The sequence below is a fragment of the Polaribacter sp. KT 15 genome (genome assembly GCF_900143115.1).
In the GTDB taxonomy this organism is placed as follows: Bacteria; Bacteroidota; Bacteroidia; order Flavobacteriales; family Flavobacteriaceae; genus Polaribacter; species Polaribacter marinaquae.
The window spans coordinates 2,000,379-2,020,524 of sequence record NZ_LT670850.1; the positions used below are offsets into that span (position 1 = coordinate 2,000,379).

The following is a 20,146-nucleotide window of genomic DNA, read 5'->3' on the forward strand; positions in this document are numbered from 1 at the left end:
TATCTCTAGATTTCTTTTCTAAAAATTAATTATTATCAGAATACCCAATAACAGTTCCTTTTAAGGTTGCAGAAGTACAATCTTCTATTTTAACCATTACAAAGTCTCCTAATTTATAGTTTCCTTTATCAAAAACAGCAACGGTGTTTTGGGTATTTCTACCTTTCCATTCGTTAGGATTTTTCTTAGAAGTACCTTCAATTAAAAACTCTTCTACTTTACCTAAATGTTGTTGAGTTCTGTATAAGGCATGTTCTTGTTGTAAATCTATAACCTCTTGTAATCTTCTTTTTTTAACTTCTTGCGGTACATCATCTTCCATTTTGTTACCGGCTAAAGTACCTGGTCTTTCAGAATAAGAAAACATAAAACCAAAATCGTATTTTACATATCTCATTAAGTCTAAAGTATCTTGATGATCTTGCTCTGTTTCTCCGCAGAAACCAACAATCATATCTTGAGATAAAGACATTTCTGGTACAATTTTAAAAATATTGTCAACCAGTTCCATATATTCTTCTCTAGTATGTTGTCTGTTCATTGCTTTTAGCATGGCGTTACTTCCGCTTTGAACAGGTAAGTGTAAATATTTACAAATATTTTTATGTTTAGCCATTACATGAATAACGTCTAAATGCATGTCTTGCGGATTCGATGTAGAAAAGCGAAAACGAGTTTTTGGAAATTTAGTAGCACAAATATCTAACAACTCTGCAAAACCAACTGCAGTGGCTTGTGCCATTTCAGAAGCTTTTTTAAAATCTTTCTTTAAACCACCGCCATACCATAAATAACTATCTACGTTTTGACCAAGCAAAGTAATTTCTTTATAATTTTGATCTACCATTTGACCAATTTCTTCTAAAATACTTTTAGGGTCTCTACTTCTTTCTCTACCACGTGTAAAAGGAACTACACAAAAAGTACACATATTATCGCAACCTCTGGTGATAGAAACAAATGCAGATACACCGTTAGAATTTAAACGAACAGGTGCAATGTCTCCGTAAGTTTCTTCTTTAGATAAAATTACATTTACAGCATCTCTACCTTCATTAACTTCTTCTAATAAGTTAGGTAAATCTTTATAAGCATCTGGGCCTACAACTAAGTCTACAATTTTTTCTTCTTCTAAAAATTTTTCTTTTAGACGTTCTGCCATACAGCCCAAAACGCCTACTTTCATATTTTTATTAGATTCTCTTTTTACTCTATTGTATTTTTGTAAACGTTTACGAACAGTAGTTTCTGCTTTTTCTCGGATAGAACATGTGTTCACCAAAACCAAGTCTGCTTCTTCTAATATTTGTGTTGTATTATAACCTTGCTTGTCTAAAATAGCAGCAACAATTTCACTATCATTCATATTCATTTGACAACCGTAGCTTTCAATAAATAATTTTTTAGTGTTTTGTTCTTTATTTTCTGTAACAAGTGCTTTACCTTGTATTCTTTCGTCTATTACTTTTTCGATTTGCTCCATAATTCAAAAAATGAGATGCAAATATACAACCAAAATTCAAATTGAATGACAAATTGGCAGAAAACAAATAATTATCAATTATAAATTAACAGAAATATAAAGAACATTCATTTTTTCTAATTTATGTTCAATCTTTTGAATCCTGTTTTTAAGATTTACTTTGATATACTTCAAAATAAATCAAAAAAATAAAATTTATAAAACAGAATATAAAAGTGTAATTAATGTAAATTTAAGTTGATTTTAAAGGTCTTTTTGTATTAAAAATGATGTAAAAAGAAACTAAAAAAAGAATTAATAAAAAAAACTACATACTTTTGCAGTTGGATAAAGTGCGATTTCGATTGCATTAATTACGAAAACAGAAAGATAAATGGCAAAGAATTTAGTAATTGTAGAGTCACCAGCTAAAGCGAAGACGATAGAAAAATTTTTAGGAAAAGATTTTCAAGTAGAGTCTAGTTATGGGCACATTGCAGACTTACCTTCTAAAGAATTAGGAATTGATGTAGATGGAGACTTTAGTCCTAAATATATAGTATCAGACGATAAAAAACCAGTTGTAAAAAAACTAAGAACTTTAGCGAAAAAAGCAGACACTGTTTGGTTAGCAAGTGATGAGGATCGAGAAGGAGAGGCTATTGCGTGGCACTTAAAAGAGCAGTTAGATTTAAAAGACGATAATACAAAACGTATCGTTTTTCATGAAATTACTAAAAATGCCATTTTAAAAGCGGTTGATAATCCCAGAGATATAGACTATAACATGGTGAACGCACAACAAGCGCGTAGAGTTTTAGATAGGCTTGTTGGTTACGAATTATCGCCAGTTTTATGGCGTAAAGTAAAAGGAGGATTATCTGCAGGTAGAGTTCAATCTGTTGCTGTAAGGTTAATTGTAGAAAGAGAACGTAGTATTTTAGATTTTAAACCAGCTACACATTATAAAGTAGTAGCACAGTTTTCTAATTTAGAAGGAAAATCTTTTAAAGCAACAATACCAAAAAACTTCGACTCTAAAAAAGCGGCAGAAAGTTTTTTAAATTCTTGTGCAAATGCAGATTTTAAAATTGCAGATTTAACTAAAAAACCTGCAAAAAAATCTCCGGCAGCACCGTTTACAACTTCTACATTACAACAAGAAGCATCAAGAAAATTAGGGTTTCCGGTAGGTAAAACAATGCAAGTAGCACAGCGTTTGTATGAAGCCGGTTTAATTACTTATATGAGAACAGATAGTGTTAACTTATCTGTAGACGCAAGAAATGCTGCCGAAGAAGAAATAAGCAATTATTACGGAAAAGAATATAGTAAGCAACGTGTTTTTAAATCGAAAGCAAAAGGAGCCCAAGAAGCTCACGAAGCGATTAGACCAACAAACATGAAAATGCATTCTATAGATACAGAATACGATCAAAATAGATTGTATGATTTAATATGGAAAAGAACATTGGCGTCTCAAATGAGCGATGCACAATTAGAACGTACAAACGTTAAAATAGAAAATTCTGAAAACGATAAAATCTTTACTGCAAACGGAGAGATGATTAAGTTTGAAGGTTTCTTAAAGGTTTATTTAGAAGGTAATGATGATGAAGATGGTGAAGAACAAGCTGGTATGTTGCCAAATTTAAAAGTAAACGATGCTTTAGAATATACATTTATAAACGCAACACAGCGTTTTACGAGTCCACCATACAGATTTACAGAAGCTTCTTTGGTAAAACAATTAGAAGAATTAGGTATTGGTAGACCATCTACGTATGCACCAACAATTTCTACGGTTCAAAGAAGAGGTTATATAGAAAAAGGACAAAACGAAGGTGTAGAAAGAGAATATCAGCAATTAATTTTAGCTAATGGTGCCGTAAAAAGCGAAACGTTATCAGAAAAAACAGGTTCTAATAAAAACAAATTAGTGCCAACAGATATTGGTAATATTGTAAACGACTTTTTGGTAGCTAATTTTTCTAATATTTTAGACTTCGGATTTACAGCTCGAGTAGAAAATTCTTTTGATGATATTTCTGAAGGAGATGAAGATTGGATAGAAATGATTAAAAGTTTCTACATCAAATTTCATGATAATGTTGAAGATGTTAAGGAAAATGCAGAAAGGGAATCCGGAGAACGTATTTTAGGTAAACATCCAGAGTCTGGCAAAACAGTTTTAGTGCGTTTGGGTAAATTTGGTCCTATAGCGCAAATTGGTGCGCCAGAAGATGAAGAAAAACAATTTGCGAGTCTTAACAAAGATCAGCAATTAGGTACAATTACTTTAGAAGAAGCTTTAGAATTATTTTTGTTGCCAAAAACTTTAGGTACATACGAAGGCGAAGAAGTTATTGTTTCTAACGGTCGTTTTGGGCCTTATATCCGTTTCGGAAAAATGTTTGTTTCTCTTGATAAAGGAGAGAATCCGATGGAAGTAGATTTACCAAGGGCAGAAGAATTAATTGTTGCTAAGCAAAAGGCAGATGCACCAATTTATCATTACGAAGATTTACCAGTACAAAAAGGTGTTGGACGTTTTGGGCCATTTATTAAATGGAACTCAATGTTTATCAACGTAAATAAAAAATACGATTTCGATAATTTATCTGATGATGATATTGTTGAGTTAATCGAGGTGAAAAAGCAAAAAGAAATAGATAAAGTTATTCATAATTGGGAAGACGAAGGTATTCGAGTTGAAAAAGCAAGATGGGGTCGTTTTAATGTAATAAAAGGTAAAATTAAAATTGAATTACCTAAAACTACAGCCATAGAAAAACTAACCAAAGCAGAAGCTATTAAAATGATAGAAGCTAAAGCACCTAAGAAAAAGGCAGCAAAGAAAAAACCAGCAGCTAAAAAGAAAACTACAGCTAAAAAAACGACAAAGAAGAAATAATTAGTTAGTATCTTGCATACTTTATTTACAAAAAATTGATGAGCCAAGACTTTTTAACCCCTATAAAAGATTCGGTTGTTGCAAGTTTATTGCAGCAATCTCAGTCATGTTTGGGGCAACATATTCAAATTCATTCTAAAGAAGAAGGCTTTCCTGATTTAGAAAATGTTCAAATAGCTATTTTCGGAGTAAAAGAAGATCGAAATTCACATAACAACTTTGGTTGTGGTGAAGATTTGTTTAAAATTAGAGAAAAGTTTTATCAATTATTTCCAGGAAATTGGCACACAAATATTGCAGATTTAGGAAATGTAGAAAAAGGTAATAAGGTTTCTGATACTTATTTTGCCGTTAAAGAAATTATAACTTCTTTAATCAAAGAAAACATTATTCCTGTTATTATTGGTGGTGGTCAAGACATTACTTACGTAAATTACAGAGCTTATGACGAGCTAGAGCAATCTGTAAATATTACGGCTGTAGATAGTAGATTCGATTTAGGTAATTTAGAAGGCGAATTAAGTTCTCAATCTTACTTAAGTAAAATTATTATGCAAGAGCCTAATAATTTATTTAATTACTGCAACGTTGGGTACCAAACCTATTTTAATTCGCAAGAAGAAATAGCATTGTTAGATAATTTATTTTTTGATGCATATCGATTAGGAAAATCTAAAGAATTAGAAAATATAGAGCCAGCATTTAGAAATGCAGATATTGTTTCTATAGATATTGGTGCTATTCGACAAAGTGAAGCACCCGCAAACAATAATGCCTCTCCAAACGGATTTTACGGTGAAGAACTTTGTGCAATTTCAAGATATGCAGGTATTAGCGATAAAGTTTCGTCTTTTGGTATTTACGAATACAATTCTAAGCTAGATAATAACAATCAAACAGCACATTTAATCGCACAAATTATTTGGTATTTTATAGAAGGAGTTAACTACAGAGTAAAAGATTATCCATTTTCAGGAAAAGAAAATTATCAGAAATTTACAGTTTTATTTGATGATGATGAACCTTTAACTTTTTACAAGAGTAATAAATCTGGTAGATGGTGGGTAGAAATAAATATTTTGTCAAATAATAAATACAAAAGACATGCGTTAATACCATGTACATACCAAGATTACACAGAAGCAACCAAGCAAATTATACCAGAAAAATGGTATAAAGCAATGAAAAAGATGGTATAGTTTACAAGATTATAAAAAAATGAATACGTTAAATGCGATTTCAATATTGTTTTTTAACAAAAAAAATAATAGGTTTACGAACTTTTAGTTAAGATATAAACAGAATATGAAGAAAGCAGCAATATTTGCACTTTTATTAGCAGTAATTTACAGTTGTGGCTCTAATGATAGAGGAGAGTTGGTGGGTGTTAAAGTTAAGAAGAAATGGTTTTCAGAAAAACCATACGGTATGGCTTTAATTCCTGGTGGTTCATTTACAATGGGTAAGCAAGATCAAGATATTATTGGTACTATGAATGCACCAACTAAAACAGTTACTGTTAGGCCTTATTATATGGATGAAACTGAAGTTACTAACAATGAATATAAAGAATTTGTTCATTGGGTTAGAGATTCTATCGTAAGAACAAGATTGGGATATCAAGCAGAGTTTGCCGCTTTAAGTGCTGCTCCAGATCCTAACGGAGCTTTACCTTCTGGTGGAATACATGAGTATGCTTTTGCTACAGTAGATACTACAGATGCAACACCTTACCAAAGATATATGTATGAAAACTACTGGAGCTTAGGTGATGGTATCGATTCTATAAAACCATTAAATTGGGAAACTGAATTAGTTTGGAAAAAAGAAGAATATCCAGATATTGATTATGTAGAGGTAATGGATTCTCTTTATATTAGTAGAGAAGAAGCTGTAGATGGTATTAGAACTTTTAATCCTAAATTCTTAAAGTATAGATATTCTTGGTTTGATAGAGATAATGCTGCAAGAAAAGGAGGAAATAGAAAAGATTTTGTTCAAACTGAAGTTTTAAATATTTACCCAGATACAACTGCTTGGGTAAAAGATTTTAATTATTCTTACAATGATCCTATGCACCAAGATTATTTTTATCACCAATCTTATGGAGATTATCCTGTAGTTGGTATAACTTGGGAGCAAGCAAATGCTTTCTGTAATTGGAGAACTAAAAAGAAAAATGATTATTTAAAAGGAAGAAAAAACGCTACTCAAGTACCAGATTTTAGATTGCCTACAGAAGCAGAATGGGAATATGCTGCACGTGGAGGTTTAGAATTTGCAACATATCCATGGGGAACAGGAGGAACAACTAGTGATAGAGGTTGCTTTTTAGCAAACTTTAAGCCTGTTAGAGGTAACTATGCCGTAGACGGTGCTTTATATACTATGGAAGCTAAGTCTTTTAATGCAAACGATTACGGTTTGTACAATATGGCTGGTAATGTTTCTGAATGGACAAATACAGCATATAACTTATCTTCTTACTACATGGCTTCTACAATGAACCCTAATGTAGAGGATAGAAAAAATAAAAGAAAAATTGTAAGAGGTGGTTCATGGAAAGATGTAGCATACTTTTTAGAAGTAAGTTCTAGAGATTATGAATATGCAGATACTGCAAGAAGCTACATTGGTTTTAGAACCGTTCAAAACTATATTGGAACAGGAAATAAATAATAATAAAAACCCCTAAATTAATTTAAAGAAAAATGGCACAGTCAAGAGCGTACAAAAAAGGAATGAATTTCGTTTACGGAATTGGAGCAGCAGTAGTAATTATTGGAGCTTTATTCAAGATTCAACATATAAACATTGGGCCAATTACAGGTGGTTTAATGCTAACAATTGGTTTAATTGCAGAAGCGATAGTATTCTTAATTTCTGCTTTTGATGCACCAGAAGAAGATTTAGATTGGTCTAAAGTCTATCCAGAATTAGCAGAAGGAGGAATTTCTTCTAAAAAAGAAACTAAAAAATTAGGAGCAGAAGGAATGCTTTCTCAAAAATTAGATAGTTTATTACAAGAAGCAAAAATAGATTCTAACTTAATGGCAAGTTTAGGTTCTAGCATGAAAAACTTTCAAAATGCAGCAGAAGGATTATCTGCAGCATCTGGTTCTGTTGCTTCTACCAATAAATACAACGAAGAAATGTCTAAAGCTGCATTACAAATGGAGTCTTTAAATAATCTATACAAAGTTCAAGTAGAAAATACAAGCAAACAAGCAGAATTAAATACTTCTGTTGTAGAAAATACAGAAAGATTACACGAGCAAATGAAAGCTTTAGCAAGCAACTTGTCTTCTTTAAACGGAGTATATGGTAACATGCTATCTGCAATGTCAAACAAATAATTAGTTTCACTAATGTATATTAACTTAAAAACTAATTAGAATGGCAGGAGGAAAAATGTCCGCAAGACAGAAGATGATTAACTTAATGTATCTTGTATTTATTGCAATGTTAGCAATGAATATGAGTAAAGAAGTTTTATCTGCTTTTGGATTTATGAACGAAAAATTAGTAGAAAACAACCTTTCTACAGCAGAAAAAAATGCTTTAGCTTATACAAATTTGGCAACAAAGGCTTCTGAACAACCAGAAAAATTTGGACCATTAAAGCAGAAAGCAGACAAAGTAAAAGAATACTCTTCTGAGTTTTATCAATATTTAGCAGATTTAAAGTCTAAAATGACTGCAGATATAGAAGATAAAGACAATTATGAAGAGATGGACAAAACAGATTGGTTAGATGCTTATTTCTTTAAAGGAGACAATTATACAGCAGAAGGACAAGAGTTTTTAGATAAAATGAATGGTTATAGAAATAATGTTTTAAACGCATTAGGATCTGATAGTAAATTTGCACCTGTCTTAAATAAAAGGTTTTCTACAGACGATGTAGTAGATCAAGAAACAGGGAAAGAAATTCCATTTTTAAGAGCAAGGTATGAAGGTTTTCCAATGGTAGCTTCATTAACAAACTTTACTCAAATACAAGCTGACGTAAAAAATACTGAAAGCGATATAATTTCAGATTTATTAGGCGGACAATTAGAAAGTGAAGTTTCTATGTCTAATTATAATGGTGTTGTGCAACTTGATAAGAATGCTTTTTATCCTGGCGATAAAGTTACAGGTAGTGTTGTTTTAGGAAGATATGACCCAAGTTTAAAACCTAGTAGAGTAGAATTAAATGGTAAAAAATACGATAACTTTAAAGATGGTAGCGTAGTTTTAGATTTAAGAGCTGGTAGTGTTGGAGAAAAAGATATTAAAGGAACAATTTACTTTATGGAAAACGGAGAAGAAGTTCCGGTTCCTTTTAAAAGTTCTTATTCTGTAATTTCTAAACCAAACGCGCCTGTTGTATCTGCAGATAAAATGAATGTAGTATATAGAGGTTTATCAAATCCTATATCTATTTCTTTACCAGGTGTGCCAGATAAAGATGTTAGAGCAAGTGCACCAGGATTGCAAAAAACTGGTTCTGGTAAATACATGATGAGACCAAAAGCAGGAAATACAGTTAGTATTAATGTTTCTGCAAAATTAGCAGATGGCAAAAATGTAAACACAAAAACTGTGTTCAGAATTAAAGATATACCAGCAGCAATGGGAACTGTAAGAGGTCAATTTGGTACAGTAAGAATGCCTAAATCTGGTTTAGCAAATACGCCAATAGGTGCAGGTTTGCCAGATTTCTTATTCGACTTAGATTTAAGAGTAACAAGCTTTAAAGTAAAAGTGCCAGGTCAATTAGCAATAATTGTAAATGGTTCTAAATTAAATGCAGCAGCCAAAAAAGCACTTTCTAAAGCAAGAAGAGGAGATATAATTAATATTTTCGGTATTCAAGCAGTAATAAAAAATAACTCTTATAAACTAAAAAAAGTATTACCAGTTAATATAGAGTTAACAAACTAGAAATAAACATAGTTATGATTAAAAATTGTGTAATAATAGTATTCGCTATCCTAACAACAGGTTTTGTAAATGCGCAAGCAAATTTACTAAACGCAAAATCTGTAGACCAAATTGGTGTAAAAAGCGATCAGCAATTGGCAGCAGATAATGATGGTCCAATTCCTTATGGTTACGTAGACGACAGAGACGTTTTATGGTCTAAAGTTGTGTGGGAATTTATCGATTTAAATCAAAAGATAAACCTACCATATTACTTTCCTATAGATACAACTAATATTTCTTCTGATAGAAGATCTTTGTTTCACACAATCATAAAAGGTATAAAGCAAGGTAAAATTAAAGAAGCATACGACGATTCTTTTTTTACTTCAAAAATTACACAACAAGAAATAGACCAACGTTTAATTAACGTTCGTGAAGAAAACGGTTATACAGATACTTTTAGAATCCAAACAGAAGATGTTGCAGGTTATATGATTAAAGGTATGTGGTATTTTGATAAGCGTCAAGGCGAGTTAAAATACAGAATGTTAGCTTTAGCGCCAATGGGTAAAGATGTTCAAACACTAGGAGTTCAAGAAATTGAAGACGATGAGTTATACGAATTATTCTGGATTTTCTTTCCTTCGGCAAGAGAAGTATTACACGATGCTAAAGTTTTTAATCCAAAAAATGCATCACAACCAATATCTTTTGATCATTTGTTAAATGCAAGAAGGTTTAGCTCTACTATTATTAGAGAAGAAAATATTTACGGTAATAGAGCCATAGAAGACTATGTTAGAGGTAATTCTTTATTTCAGTTGCTAGAAGCAAATAAGATTAAAGAAGACATTAGAAACAGAGAAATAGATATGTGGAATTATTAATTCGCAATTTAAATTCATACAAAACGTTTGCGTAAGCAAGCGTTTTTTTATTTGAAGCTATTTCCTGCTTTCAACACTCGCTTTTTTTCATTCTTCAAAAAGAGCTCAAACAAATGTTTCAATCAGGGCTAAACTTGTTTGCAAACAATTAGAAATACTAGCTTATTAAAGCTTATTTATGTACTATTAATTATTATGAAAGTAGATTATATTATAGTTGGTTTAGGTTTGGCAGGTTTAGCTTTTGCAGAAAAGTTATTAAAAGCCAATAAAACATTTATAGTTTTTGAAGATGCGTCGCAAACATCATCTTTAGTTGCTGGCGGAGTTTATAATCCTGTAATTTTAAGAAGATTTACACCTGTTTGGCAAGCTGCAGAACAATTAGCAATAGCAATGCCGTTTTACAAAAGTTTAGAAGATAAATTACAAGAAAAATTTGATCAGAAAATAGAAATCAAAAGAGCATTTAAGTCTGTAGAAGAACAAAATAATTGGTTTGCTGCATCAGATAAAACAAGATTAAAAGAATTTTTAAATTCAGATTTAGAACATAAAAAGGTAGACGGCGTAATTGGTGATTTTGGTTTCGGAATTGTAAATGAAACCGGACGCATAGATACTTTAAAACTTGTAAATGCGTATCGTAACTATTTAGAAGACAATAATGCTATTCAATTTGAAAAATTTGATCACTCTCTTTTAGAAATATCAGAAAATAAAATCAGTTATAAATCAATTACATCTTCTAAAATTGTTTTTTGCGAGGGCTTTGGTTTAAAAGAAAACCCTTTTTTTAATTATTTACCTTTAGATGAAGTAAAAGGAGAGTTAATCACAATTCATGCTCCGGAATTAAATATTGATTTTTTATTAAAGTCAGCGTTATTTTTAATCCCTTTAGGTGAAAATAAATACAAGGTTGGTGCAACTTTTAATCATAAAGATAAAACATCAGTGGCATCAGCATCTGGTAGAGAAGAATTGGTGTTAAAACTTAAAAAAGTTATAGACGTACCGTATACAATATTAGATCAAACTGCCGGTATTCGACCAGCCACAGCAGATAGAAGGCCTTTTGTAGGAGTGCATCCAACGCATAAAAACTTGGCAATTTTAAATGGTTTAGGCACAAGAGGTGTAATGATAGCACCCAAACTAGCTTCTAATTTGTATGATTTTATAGAAAATAATATTGCTTTAGATGAAGCAGCAGATATAAAAAGATTTCAGAATGTATAAAACTACTTTTTAGTTTTAGGATCATAAGAAACAAACATATTAATCCATAAAATTCTAGACAATCTTAAATTTACTGGTGCTAATAAAATTAAAGTGATAATGATAGCAGCAAAAGATTGCAATAAGCCTAAGTTAAATACTAAAGATGAAATTAAAAAGGTAGCTACAGAAAGCGCAACTGTAATACCATAATTAACATACATTGCTCCATAAAAAAATGAAGGTTCCATCATATATTTTAAATTACAGTTTGGGCAATTATCGTGCAATTGTGTAATTTTAGAAGGATTAAAAGTGAATTTATATTTAAAAAAATCACCTTCGTGGCACTTAGGGCACTTTCCTTTAGCAATACTATATATTTTTGTTCCTTTTTTAAACATCTTAACCTTAAAATTTATATACTTTTGCAAAGGTAAATTTTTTACATCTTTAATTTAGTAACAATTATTACATTTCATGCTAAACGTTCATAATTTAACAGTTTCATTTATGGGAACTGATTTGTTTTCTGGTATTACTTTCAAATTAAATAAAGGAGACAGAATTGGTTTAATAGGTAAAAATGGAGCAGGAAAATCTACACTTTTAAAAGTTCTTTCTAAGGATATTGAAAGTAGTGGAGGTACAATGGCGTTTGATAAAGATGTGCAAATTGGTTTTTTAAGACAAGATATAGATTTTGTTGAAGGAAGAACTATCTTAGAAGAAGCGTATCAAGCATTCGAAGAAATTAAAGAAATAGAACTACAATTAGATCAAATAAACGAACAATTAGCTACAAGAACAGATTACGAAAGTGAATCTTATAGCCAATTAATTATTGATTTAACAGAAAAAACAGAACGTTACGAGCTTTTAGGAGGTTACAACTATCAAGGAGACACGGAAAAAATTTTACAAGGTTTAGGTTTTAAAAGAGAAGACTTTGACAAACTAACCGATACTTTTTCTGGAGGATGGAGAATGCGAATTGAATTGGCAAAATTATTATTACAAAATAATGACATTTTGCTTTTAGATGAGCCAACAAACCACTTAGATATCGAATCTATTATTTGGTTAGAAAACTTCTTAAAAGGTTATGCTGGTGCAATTGTATTGGTTTCTCACGATAAAATGTTTTTAGATAACGTAACAAATAGAACTATAGAAATTTCTTTAGGGCAAATTTACGATTACAAAAAACCTTATTCAGAATTTTTGCTTTTAAGAGGAGAAATTAAAGAAAAGCAATTACAAGCTCAAAAGAATCAAGAGAAAGAAATAAAGCAAAAACAACACTTAATAAATAAGTTTAAAGCCAAAGCTAGTAAAGCCTCTATGGCGCAATCTTTAATGAAACAACTAGATAAAGTTGAGTTAATTGAAGTAGATCAAGACGATAATCAGGCAATGAATGTTCGATTTAACATTTCTAGAGAACCAGGCAAAATTATTGTTGAAGCAGAAAATTTGTGTAAAAGTTATGGCGATAAACACGTTTTAGAAGGTGTAGATTTATTAATAGAAAGAAATAGTAAAATTGCTTTTGTTGGTCAAAACGGACAAGGAAAATCTACATTGGCAAAAATGATGGTTGGTGAAATTCCGTTTGAAGGCCATTTAAAATTAGGTCATAATGTAGAAGTTGGTTATTTCGCTCAAAACCAATCAGAACATTTACCACCAGAAAAAACAGTTCTAGAAATCATGGAAGATGCAGCAACAGATACTAACAGAATGCGTGTTAGAGATATGTTGGGATCTTTCTTATTTGGTGGAGATGCTGTAGATAAAAAAGCAAAAGTACTTTCTGGAGGAGAAAGAAATCGATTGGCATTATGTAAATTATTGTTGCAACCATTTAATGTTTTAATAATGGATGAGCCAACAAACCACTTAGATATTGCCTCTAAAACAGTTTTAAAAGAAGCTTTAAATAACTTTAATGGCACATTAATTGTAGTTTCTCACGATAGAGAATTCTTACAAGGTTTAACTACTACAGTTTATGGTTTTAAAGACAAAGAAATTAAAGAATATTTAGGTGATATCGATTATTTCTTAGATCAACATAAATTAGAAAATTTAAGAGAAGCAGAAAAAAGAACGGTTGTAAAAGTTGCTAAAGATACTTCTAAAAAAGAAGCACATTTATTATCTAGAGAACAAGAAAAAGAGTTGAAAAAACTAAATAATAAACTCTCTAAAGTAGAAACCGAAATTGCAGATTTAGAAAAAGAAATAGAAAAAATAGACTTAGAATTGGCTAATGATTACGATGAAGTTTCATCTAGACCAAATTTCTTTGAAAAATACAAAGCTAAAAAAGCAAAATTAGATGCTGCAATGGAAGATTGGGAAAAAATAGAAGCGCAAGTTTCTAACTTCTCATAATTCTATCTAAATTTTATTCCTGATTTTAATCAGGAAACTTAAACTAAATACTAAAATTTTAAAAATTCTTGTAGTCGCAAGAATAAATGCCCATGGATTTAAACGCAACAATTGTATCAAAAAACGAACAAATAGAACTCTCTCTATTAAAAGAAAAAAATGTAGAACTTTTTATTAAAAGAGAAGATTTAATACACCCGTTTGTTTCTGGTAACAAGTTTAGAAAACTAAAATATAATATTGAAGAAGCAATTAAGTTAAAGAAAAAATCTGTCTTAACATTTGGTGGCGCATACTCTAACCACATCGCTGCAACTGCTGTGGCGGGTAAGTTAGCAGGTTTAAAAACGTTTGCTGTAATTAGAGGAGATGAGTTAGGTAAAAATATTAAAGAAACTTTAGAAGGAAATCCAACTTTAAGAAAAGCAGCAGAAAATGGAATGAAATTTCATTTTGTGTCAAGAGAATTGTACAGGCAAAAAACGTCTTTTGGTTTTATAGAAAAGATGAAAAATAAATGGGGAGATTTTTATATGATTCCTGAAGGAGGAACCAACGGTTTGGCAGTAGATGGTTGCCAAGAAATTTTAACAGAACAAGATTCTAAATTCGATTATATTTGTGCTGCTGTTGGTACTGGAGGTACTATTTCTGGAATTATAAAATCTTTAGAAAAACATCAAAAAGTTATTGGTTTTCCTGCTTTAAAAGGAGCTTTTTTATCCGAAGAAATTAAAAAATATACCATTCGTAAAGACAATTGGAGCTTACAAAAAAAGTATCATTTTGGTGGTTATGCAAAATTTAATGATGAGTTGATAGAGTTTATCAATACATTCAAAGAAAAAACTGGTATTTTACTAGACCCAGTTTATACAGGTAAAATGTTGTTTGGTATTTTAGATTTAATTAAAAAAGATACTTTTGAACAAGGCACTAAAATTTTAGCAATTCATACTGGTGGTATACAAGGGATTGATGGTTTTAACGCAAACTTAGTTAAAAAGAATCTACAAATTATAAATGTGTAATGAAGTTAAAAGTTATTTTTAGTTGTGTTTTTTTATTGATTTTATCTAGCTGTGGTGCTAAGAAAAAGGTTGTAAATAAGAAAAATCCGGGTGTGGTAATTATAGAGCCAGCACCTATAGATTTACCATCTGTTAATGAAGTAGAATTAACAAAAAAACTAAACAAAAATAATCCTAGATTAAATAAAGAAACGCTTTCTTACATTAGAAAATATGCGCCAATTGCAGTAAAAGAAATGCACGAATATAAAATTCCGGCAAGTATAACTTTAGCTCAAGGAATTTTAGAATCTGGTAAAGGTAAAAGTGAGTTGGCTTTAAAGTCTAATAATCATTTCGGAATTAAATGTCATACTGCCTGGAAAGGAGAAAGAGTCTATCATGATGATGATGAAAAAGGAGAGTGTTTTAGAAAATACGTTTATCCAGAAACTTCTTATAACGACCATTCACTTTTTTTAACACAAAGAAGTCGATATGCTTTTTTATTTAATTACAATATTAAAAACTATAAAAAATGGGCTTATGGCTTAAGAAAAGCAGGGTATGCAACAGATAGAAAATATCCTGTTAAGCTTATAAAAATAATTAAAGACTATCAACTTTATGAGTTTGACAAAATTAAGAAAGGAAATTTTGTTGAAAAAGTAAAAAACTTGAATGAAGGAGAAAAGTTAGAAAAACCAATAGTTATACCAAAAGTTAAAAGCAGTTTTTATAAAGTAAAAAAAGGAGATACTTTGTATTCTATTTCTAGAAAATTTAATATATCTGTAGCCAACTTAAAAGCAATTAACAATTTAGACAGTAATATTATTTCTGTAGGACAAAAATTGTTGGTAAAAAAGTAAGTAAAATCTGATTTAATAAACAACTAATCTTAAGATTAGTTGTTTATTATTCAATTTTAAATTTTATAAAGATTGAAGTTTTTAGAACTATCTCTTCAAATTGAGTGATAGTTTTATTTCTTTTTAACTTAGAAATCCCACTCGTGTAACCGTTTAGTAACAAATTGCTCGTATTGGCAAAATTCTGGTTTTTATTCGATTCTGTTTCTTTAATAAAAACAGGTTTACCTAATTTCTCATTAATTGCATCTAACAAATAATAAGCTTTTTCTTTTGCAGCTTTAATGGCGGCTATTTTATTCTCTTTTTTTAATTCAGTTAATTTAGAGTGCGTTGCTTTTGTTATGTTTACTTGTGTTATTTTTAGTTCATCTAAACAATTAAAAAAACTTTTTAATTTTTTTGGACTGCTTACTTTAAGAGTGTATTTAGCCGTAGAAAACATCTCTTTAGTAAACCAACCAGTTTTTGAAATAACCGCATTTACATCAGAAATAAAAAGATTTTCTGCTGAAATATCAATATTAATCAATGCATTTTTTAATTGATTTTCTAATGTTTCTAAATTTAATTTTTTCCCTTTTTCTATTCGTTCTTTTAAAAAAATATCCAAATAGATTTCGTTGGGGACAACTTTTTTTACAGAACTACCTAAAACTTCGATATAAGAATTTTCGAGATTGCTGTTTTGACTTAAAATAAATGATGACAAGAAAAGTAAAAATAAAAATGTAAGCTGTTTCATGTGTATGTTTTTATGTTGTAAAAATAAGTTCGAATTTTTTTAGAAAAAATCTAGATTTAGTGTATGCTGTTTTCTAATGAGTTATGTGTACCAAAAAATTAGTAAAAGTTACTTTTATTAGTTTTTTAAATGATTTTCTAAAGATTTGATGTTTTTTTAGATGCTTTTTTGTGTGTATGTTTACAGTAATTAATTTCTATAAATGAATATTAGAAAATACATAAAAATCTATTTTATATTTTTTGTTGCATTATTTTATGCTCAAGAAAATACTACAAACCAAACGCAAGAAAGTTTTTTTATTCAGGTTAAAATAGAGCTGAAAGAAACAAGAGCTGCTGTTAAAAATGCAGATGTTTTTGTAAACGGAAAACAATTTTATTATTCAGAAATTAAAGATTTTTACAACGTTGAAGCCAGAATAGGAGATCAATTAGTGGTAAGTCATTCTGATTTTGAAGACGTTTATTACACTATAAAATCTAATGAAGAAATTAAAATCTTAGTAGAAGGTATTACAGAAATCTCATCTAAACTATTAAAAAGAAAGAATAGAAAACAAGATAATTATAACACATACTTAGATTCTGCACAGTTTTACAAGAAAATTGATATTGACAAAAGTTTATATTTTATAGAAAACGCGATTAAAAGCGGTAACTCGAAAGAAAGAAACTCTCATACTTATAAAGTGTTAGCAGATATATATTTACACTGGAAACAGTATGATTTAGCGGTAACTAACTATAAGTTATCAAATCAAATTAAAGAAGATCTTTCTACTAAAATAAAATTAGGAACGGCGCAATATTTATTAAAGAAATACGAAGAAAGTAAAAAAACTTTCTTAGAGATTAAAGATGAAAATCTAAGTTTTTATGAGAAAATAATTGTTTTAGAAAGTTTGGGAGATATTTATTTTGCGCAAAAGAAATATATAGAAACTAAGAAGTATTACAATTTAGCCTTTAATGAAGCAAAACAACACAATGTAACTTCTAAATTAACCGATATAAGTTCTAAACTGGCAACTGTTTATTCTGCAGAAGGTAAAATTAAATTGGCTGCAAAAGGGTTTAATAAAGCATTAAACTTTGCTAAAAAAGAAGATTTAAAAAGAGTGTTGTTAGAAGAAGAAAAGGTTGCAGAGTTTTTAAATTCATCAAAAAAATATGACCAAGAGATCGAGTTAAGAAAAAAGAGTTTAGAAAAAACAGCACAAGAAAATAATTCGAAGGAAAAAATAAACAATGAAGACGCTGTAACTCCGCAAAAAATTAATTATAAAATAGGAAATGCCTATATTTTAAAAGAAGATTACAAAGAAGCTATTTCTTACCTAGAAGAAAGTAGGACAGAAGCCAAAAAGAACAAAGATATTGTAGTAGAAAAAGATGCTACGAGAAGAATTTCAGAAGTTTTTTCAAATCTTGGTGAGTATGACAAAGCATTAAAAAATTATCAAAAATATGTAGCCTTAGTAGATTCATTGTATATCGGTAAAGAGCAAGAAATACAGCAAGTAAAAAGATTTTCAAAAAAAATTGCCGACAACCAAAACCGAATTTTAAGTCTAGAAAAAGATAAAGAATTAGCAGATAGCAAAATTAATTTAGCTTATATAGATTCTAGGTTATCCGAAGAAAGTAATAAAAGCCAAAGAATAATTATTTACTCTTTAATTGGTGGTTTTTTCTTAATGATTTTGTTAGTTTATTTTATGTACAGAAATAGCCAGCAACAAAAAATTGCCAATAATTTATTAGCTTTAAAATCTATGCGATCGCAAATGAATCCGCATTTTATTTTTAATGCTCTAAATTCTGTTAACAGTTTTATTGCTGTTAATGATGAAAGAAATGCCAATAGATATCTATCAGAATTTTCTACATTAATGCGATCTGTTTTAGAAAATTCTGATGAAGATTTTATTCCTTTTACTAAAGAATTAGAATTGTTAGAACTATATGTAAAATTAGAGCATAACAGATTTAAAGATAAATTTGATTACGAAATAAAGATTGGTAAAGACATTAATTTAGAACAATTTGCCATACCACCAATGTTATTACAGCCTTATATAGAAAATGCAATTTGGCACGGTTTAAGGTATCGAAAAGAGAAAGGAAAATTAGAAATTTCTATGAAACTTAAAAATCCGGATGTACTTTCAGTTGTGATTTTAGATAACGGTATAGGAAGAAAAAAATCTGAAAAATTAAAAACTAAAAATCAATTAAAGCAAAAATCTAAAGGAATGAGTACTATAAAAAATAGAATAGCTATTTTAAATAGTATGTACAAAGATAAAATTTCTGTAAAAGTTTCTAATGCTTTAGAAAACGGTGAAGGAACAAAAGTAGAATTGATTTTGAAAAAGAATTGAAATGAAATTAAATGCAATTATAGTAGAAGACGAAGAAATTAGTAGAGATATAATTCGAAACTATTTAAGTAAATATTGCCCTAATGTTAATTTATTAGGTGAAGCTAGTAACATAGAAGAAGGTTACAATTTAATAAATAAACACAACTTAGATTTAGTTTTTCTAGATGTAGAAATGCCTTTTGGTAACGCGTTCGATTTGTTAGAAAAAATAGAAAATAGAACTTTTGAGGTTATTTTTGTTACAGCTTACGACCATTATGCTATAGAAGCGTTAAATAATAATGCAAGTTATTATTTATTAAAACCCATTTCTATAGATCAATTAATAAAAGCAGTAAATACTGTTTTAGAAATTAAACAAAAAGAACAGCAACTTCAAAATAAAATTCTAGAAACAAAAAGTTTAGCTGTACATGGTAAAATTACAATTCCGCAACAAGATGGTTTTGAAATTTTAGATGTAAGCGATATTATTTTTTGTAAAGCAGATGATAATTATACAGAAATTTATTTATCTAATTCTAAAAAGCTAGTTAGCAAAACACTAAAACATTTCGAGGGTATTTTAAAAGAATATACTTTTGCTAGAATACATAAATCATATCTAGTTAATGTAAACGCAATAATTAAATATAAAAAAGGTAAAGGCGGTAGCGTTATTGTATCAAACGGAAAAGAAATTTTGGTTTCTGCATCCCAAAAAAGTAACCTACTCTCTTATTTTAAATAAAAAAAATATGGCAATTATAAAACCAGTAAGAGGTAAACATCCACAAATTCCATCAGATTGTTTTATAGCAGAAAATGCAACAGTTTTGGGCGAAGTATCTTTAGGTAAAGAATGTTCAATTTGGTATAATGCGGTAATTCGTGGCGATGTACACTTTATAAAAATTGGCAATAAAGTAAATATTCAAGATGGCGCTGTAATACATGCAACGTATCAAAAATCGCCAACAACTATTGGCAATAACGTATCTATTGGACATAATGCAATTGTGCACGGTTGTACAATTAAAGACAATGTTTTGGTTGGTATGGGAAGTATTATTATGGATGATTGCGTAGTAGAATCTAATTCTATAATTGCAGCAGGTGCTGTGGTTACAAAAAACACAAAAGTAGAAAGTGGTAGTATTTACGCGGGCGTACCTGCTAAAAAAGTGAAAGATATTTCAGAAGAATTAATTTCTGGAGAAATAAACAGAATTGCAGACAACTACGTTACCTATTCTAGCTGGTTTAAAGAGTAATTTTTTTGGCGTTACACAAGGTCGGGCTTTACATTATATCTTTTTTTCGTTCCTCAAAAAAGGATGCCATTTCAATCCCTAA

16 protein-coding genes are annotated in these 20,146 nt (G+C 29.7%); 13 read left to right on the plus strand and 3 right to left on the minus strand.

Annotated elements, in window-relative coordinates; translation table 11 throughout:
- Nucleotides 1–25: 25 nt before the first annotated feature.
- Nucleotides 26–1,483, minus strand: a complete 1,458-nt coding sequence (miaB, locus tag B5464_RS08985) for a tRNA (N6-isopentenyl adenosine(37)-C2)-methylthiotransferase MiaB (RefSeq protein WP_079738088.1) — start codon at nucleotides 1,481–1,483, stop codon at nucleotides 26–28.
- Between the two features lie 373 nt (nucleotides 1,484–1,856).
- Here miaB and topA point away from each other — a divergent pair, with 373 nt between their 5' ends.
- The 7 genes from topA (at nucleotide 1,857) to B5464_RS09020 (ending at nucleotide 11,416) form a co-directional block, all read left to right on the plus strand.
- Nucleotides 1,857–4,376 carry a type I DNA topoisomerase gene (gene topA, locus B5464_RS08990; RefSeq protein ID WP_079738089.1) on the plus strand — a complete coding sequence of 840 codons (2,520 nt, stop codon included), beginning with the start codon at nucleotides 1,857–1,859 and terminating at the stop codon, nucleotides 4,374–4,376.
- 38 nt (nucleotides 4,377–4,414) lie between these two features.
- Complete coding sequence (locus B5464_RS08995; protein ID WP_079738090.1) at nucleotides 4,415–5,575, plus strand: formimidoylglutamase; 1,161 nt, start codon at nucleotides 4,415–4,417, stop codon at nucleotides 5,573–5,575.
- 106 nt (nucleotides 5,576–5,681) lie between these two features.
- Complete coding sequence (gene gldK, locus B5464_RS09000) at nucleotides 5,682–7,055, plus strand: gliding motility lipoprotein GldK (protein ID WP_079738091.1); 1,374 nt, start codon at nucleotides 5,682–5,684, stop codon at nucleotides 7,053–7,055.
- 32 nt (nucleotides 7,056–7,087) lie between these two features.
- Nucleotides 7,088–7,732: a gliding motility protein GldL gene (gene gldL, locus B5464_RS09005; RefSeq protein WP_077811061.1), complete on the plus strand. Its 645-nt coding sequence runs from the start codon at nucleotides 7,088–7,090 to the stop codon at nucleotides 7,730–7,732.
- A 40-nt stretch (nucleotides 7,733–7,772) separates the two neighbouring features.
- A complete protein-coding gene (gene gldM, locus B5464_RS09010; RefSeq protein ID WP_079738092.1) occupies nucleotides 7,773–9,305 on the plus strand; it encodes a gliding motility protein GldM in 1,533 nt (510 codons plus the stop codon).
- 14 nt (nucleotides 9,306–9,319) lie between these two features.
- On the plus strand, nucleotides 9,320–10,174 hold the full coding sequence (gene gldN / locus B5464_RS09015; protein WP_077811063.1) for a gliding motility protein GldN: 855 nt from the start codon (nucleotides 9,320–9,322) through the stop codon (nucleotides 10,172–10,174).
- A gap of 195 nt (nucleotides 10,175–10,369) precedes the next feature.
- Entirely contained in the window at nucleotides 10,370–11,416 is a 1,047-nt protein-coding gene (locus B5464_RS09020; RefSeq protein WP_079738093.1) for an FAD-binding oxidoreductase, read from the plus strand.
- Between the two features lie 2 nt (nucleotides 11,417–11,418).
- On the opposite strand, the gene B5464_RS09025 is transcribed toward B5464_RS09020, so the two are convergent.
- Nucleotides 11,419–11,799 carry a DUF983 domain-containing protein gene (locus tag B5464_RS09025; RefSeq protein ID WP_079738094.1) on the minus strand — a complete coding sequence of 127 codons (381 nt, stop codon included), beginning with the start codon at nucleotides 11,797–11,799 and terminating at the stop codon, nucleotides 11,419–11,421.
- A 76-nt stretch (nucleotides 11,800–11,875) separates the two neighbouring features.
- Here B5464_RS09025 and B5464_RS09030 point away from each other — a divergent pair, with 76 nt between their 5' ends.
- From B5464_RS09030 to B5464_RS09040, 3 genes are all read left to right on the plus strand, one after another.
- Nucleotides 11,876–13,795: an ABC-F family ATP-binding cassette domain-containing protein gene (locus B5464_RS09030; RefSeq protein ID WP_079738095.1), complete on the plus strand. Its 1,920-nt coding sequence runs from the start codon at nucleotides 11,876–11,878 to the stop codon at nucleotides 13,793–13,795.
- Nucleotides 13,796–13,887: 92 nt separating this feature from the next.
- Nucleotides 13,888–14,826 (plus strand): 1-aminocyclopropane-1-carboxylate deaminase/D-cysteine desulfhydrase, encoded by a 939-nt coding sequence (locus B5464_RS09035; RefSeq protein ID WP_079738096.1) that lies wholly within the window; start codon nucleotides 13,888–13,890, stop codon nucleotides 14,824–14,826.
- Nucleotides 14,826–15,677 carry a glucosaminidase domain-containing protein gene (locus B5464_RS09040; RefSeq protein ID WP_079738097.1) on the plus strand — a complete coding sequence of 284 codons (852 nt, stop codon included), beginning with the start codon at nucleotides 14,826–14,828 and terminating at the stop codon, nucleotides 15,675–15,677. Before B5464_RS09035 ends, B5464_RS09040 begins: the two co-directional genes overlap by 1 nt.
- 46 nt (nucleotides 15,678–15,723) lie before the next feature.
- Here B5464_RS09040 and B5464_RS09045 read toward each other — a convergent pair whose 3' ends face one another.
- A complete protein-coding gene (locus tag B5464_RS09045) occupies nucleotides 15,724–16,422 on the minus strand; it encodes an SIMPL domain-containing protein (protein WP_079738098.1) in 699 nt (232 codons plus the stop codon).
- A gap of 202 nt (nucleotides 16,423–16,624) precedes the next feature.
- On the opposite strand from B5464_RS09045, the gene B5464_RS09050 reads away from it, so the two are divergent.
- The 3 genes from B5464_RS09050 to B5464_RS09060 are packed head-to-tail and all read left to right on the plus strand — an operon-like array spanning nucleotide 16,625 to nucleotide 20,064.
- Entirely contained in the window at nucleotides 16,625–18,808 is a 2,184-nt protein-coding gene (locus tag B5464_RS09050) for a histidine kinase (RefSeq protein WP_079738099.1), read from the plus strand.
- Between the two features lies 1 nt (nucleotide 18,809).
- On the plus strand, nucleotides 18,810–19,541 hold the full coding sequence (locus B5464_RS09055) for a LytTR family DNA-binding domain-containing protein (protein ID WP_079738100.1): 732 nt from the start codon (nucleotides 18,810–18,812) through the stop codon (nucleotides 19,539–19,541).
- 7 nt (nucleotides 19,542–19,548) lie between these two features.
- A complete protein-coding gene (locus B5464_RS09060; RefSeq protein ID WP_079738101.1) occupies nucleotides 19,549–20,064 on the plus strand; it encodes a gamma carbonic anhydrase family protein in 516 nt (171 codons plus the stop codon).
- Nucleotides 20,065–20,146 lie beyond the last annotated feature (82 nt).

Coding starts and splice junctions, on each gene's coding strand:
- miaB (WP_079738088.1), bottom strand. CDS start 1,483: ATGGAGCAAATCGAAAAAGTAATAGACGAAAGAATACAAGGTAAAGCA.
- topA (WP_079738089.1), top strand. CDS start 1,857: ATGGCAAAGAATTTAGTAATTGTAGAGTCACCAGCTAAAGCGAAGACG.
- B5464_RS08995 (WP_079738090.1), top strand. CDS start 4,415: ATGAGCCAAGACTTTTTAACCCCTATAAAAGATTCGGTTGTTGCAAGT.
- gldK (WP_079738091.1), top strand. CDS start 5,682: ATGAAGAAAGCAGCAATATTTGCACTTTTATTAGCAGTAATTTACAGT.
- gldL (WP_077811061.1), top strand. CDS start 7,088: ATGGCACAGTCAAGAGCGTACAAAAAAGGAATGAATTTCGTTTACGGA.
- gldM (WP_079738092.1), top strand. CDS start 7,773: ATGGCAGGAGGAAAAATGTCCGCAAGACAGAAGATGATTAACTTAATG.
- gldN (WP_077811063.1), top strand. CDS start 9,320: ATGATTAAAAATTGTGTAATAATAGTATTCGCTATCCTAACAACAGGT.
- B5464_RS09020 (WP_079738093.1), top strand. CDS start 10,370: ATGAAAGTAGATTATATTATAGTTGGTTTAGGTTTGGCAGGTTTAGCT.
- B5464_RS09025 (WP_079738094.1), bottom strand. CDS start 11,799: ATGTTTAAAAAAGGAACAAAAATATATAGTATTGCTAAAGGAAAGTGC.
- B5464_RS09030 (WP_079738095.1), top strand. CDS start 11,876: ATGCTAAACGTTCATAATTTAACAGTTTCATTTATGGGAACTGATTTG.
- B5464_RS09035 (WP_079738096.1), top strand. CDS start 13,888: ATGGATTTAAACGCAACAATTGTATCAAAAAACGAACAAATAGAACTC.
- B5464_RS09040 (WP_079738097.1), top strand. CDS start 14,826: ATGAAGTTAAAAGTTATTTTTAGTTGTGTTTTTTTATTGATTTTATCT.
- B5464_RS09045 (WP_079738098.1), bottom strand. CDS start 16,422: ATGAAACAGCTTACATTTTTATTTTTACTTTTCTTGTCATCATTTATT.
- B5464_RS09050 (WP_079738099.1), top strand. CDS start 16,625: ATGAATATTAGAAAATACATAAAAATCTATTTTATATTTTTTGTTGCA.
- B5464_RS09055 (WP_079738100.1), top strand. CDS start 18,810: ATGAAATTAAATGCAATTATAGTAGAAGACGAAGAAATTAGTAGAGAT.
- B5464_RS09060 (WP_079738101.1), top strand. CDS start 19,549: ATGGCAATTATAAAACCAGTAAGAGGTAAACATCCACAAATTCCATCA.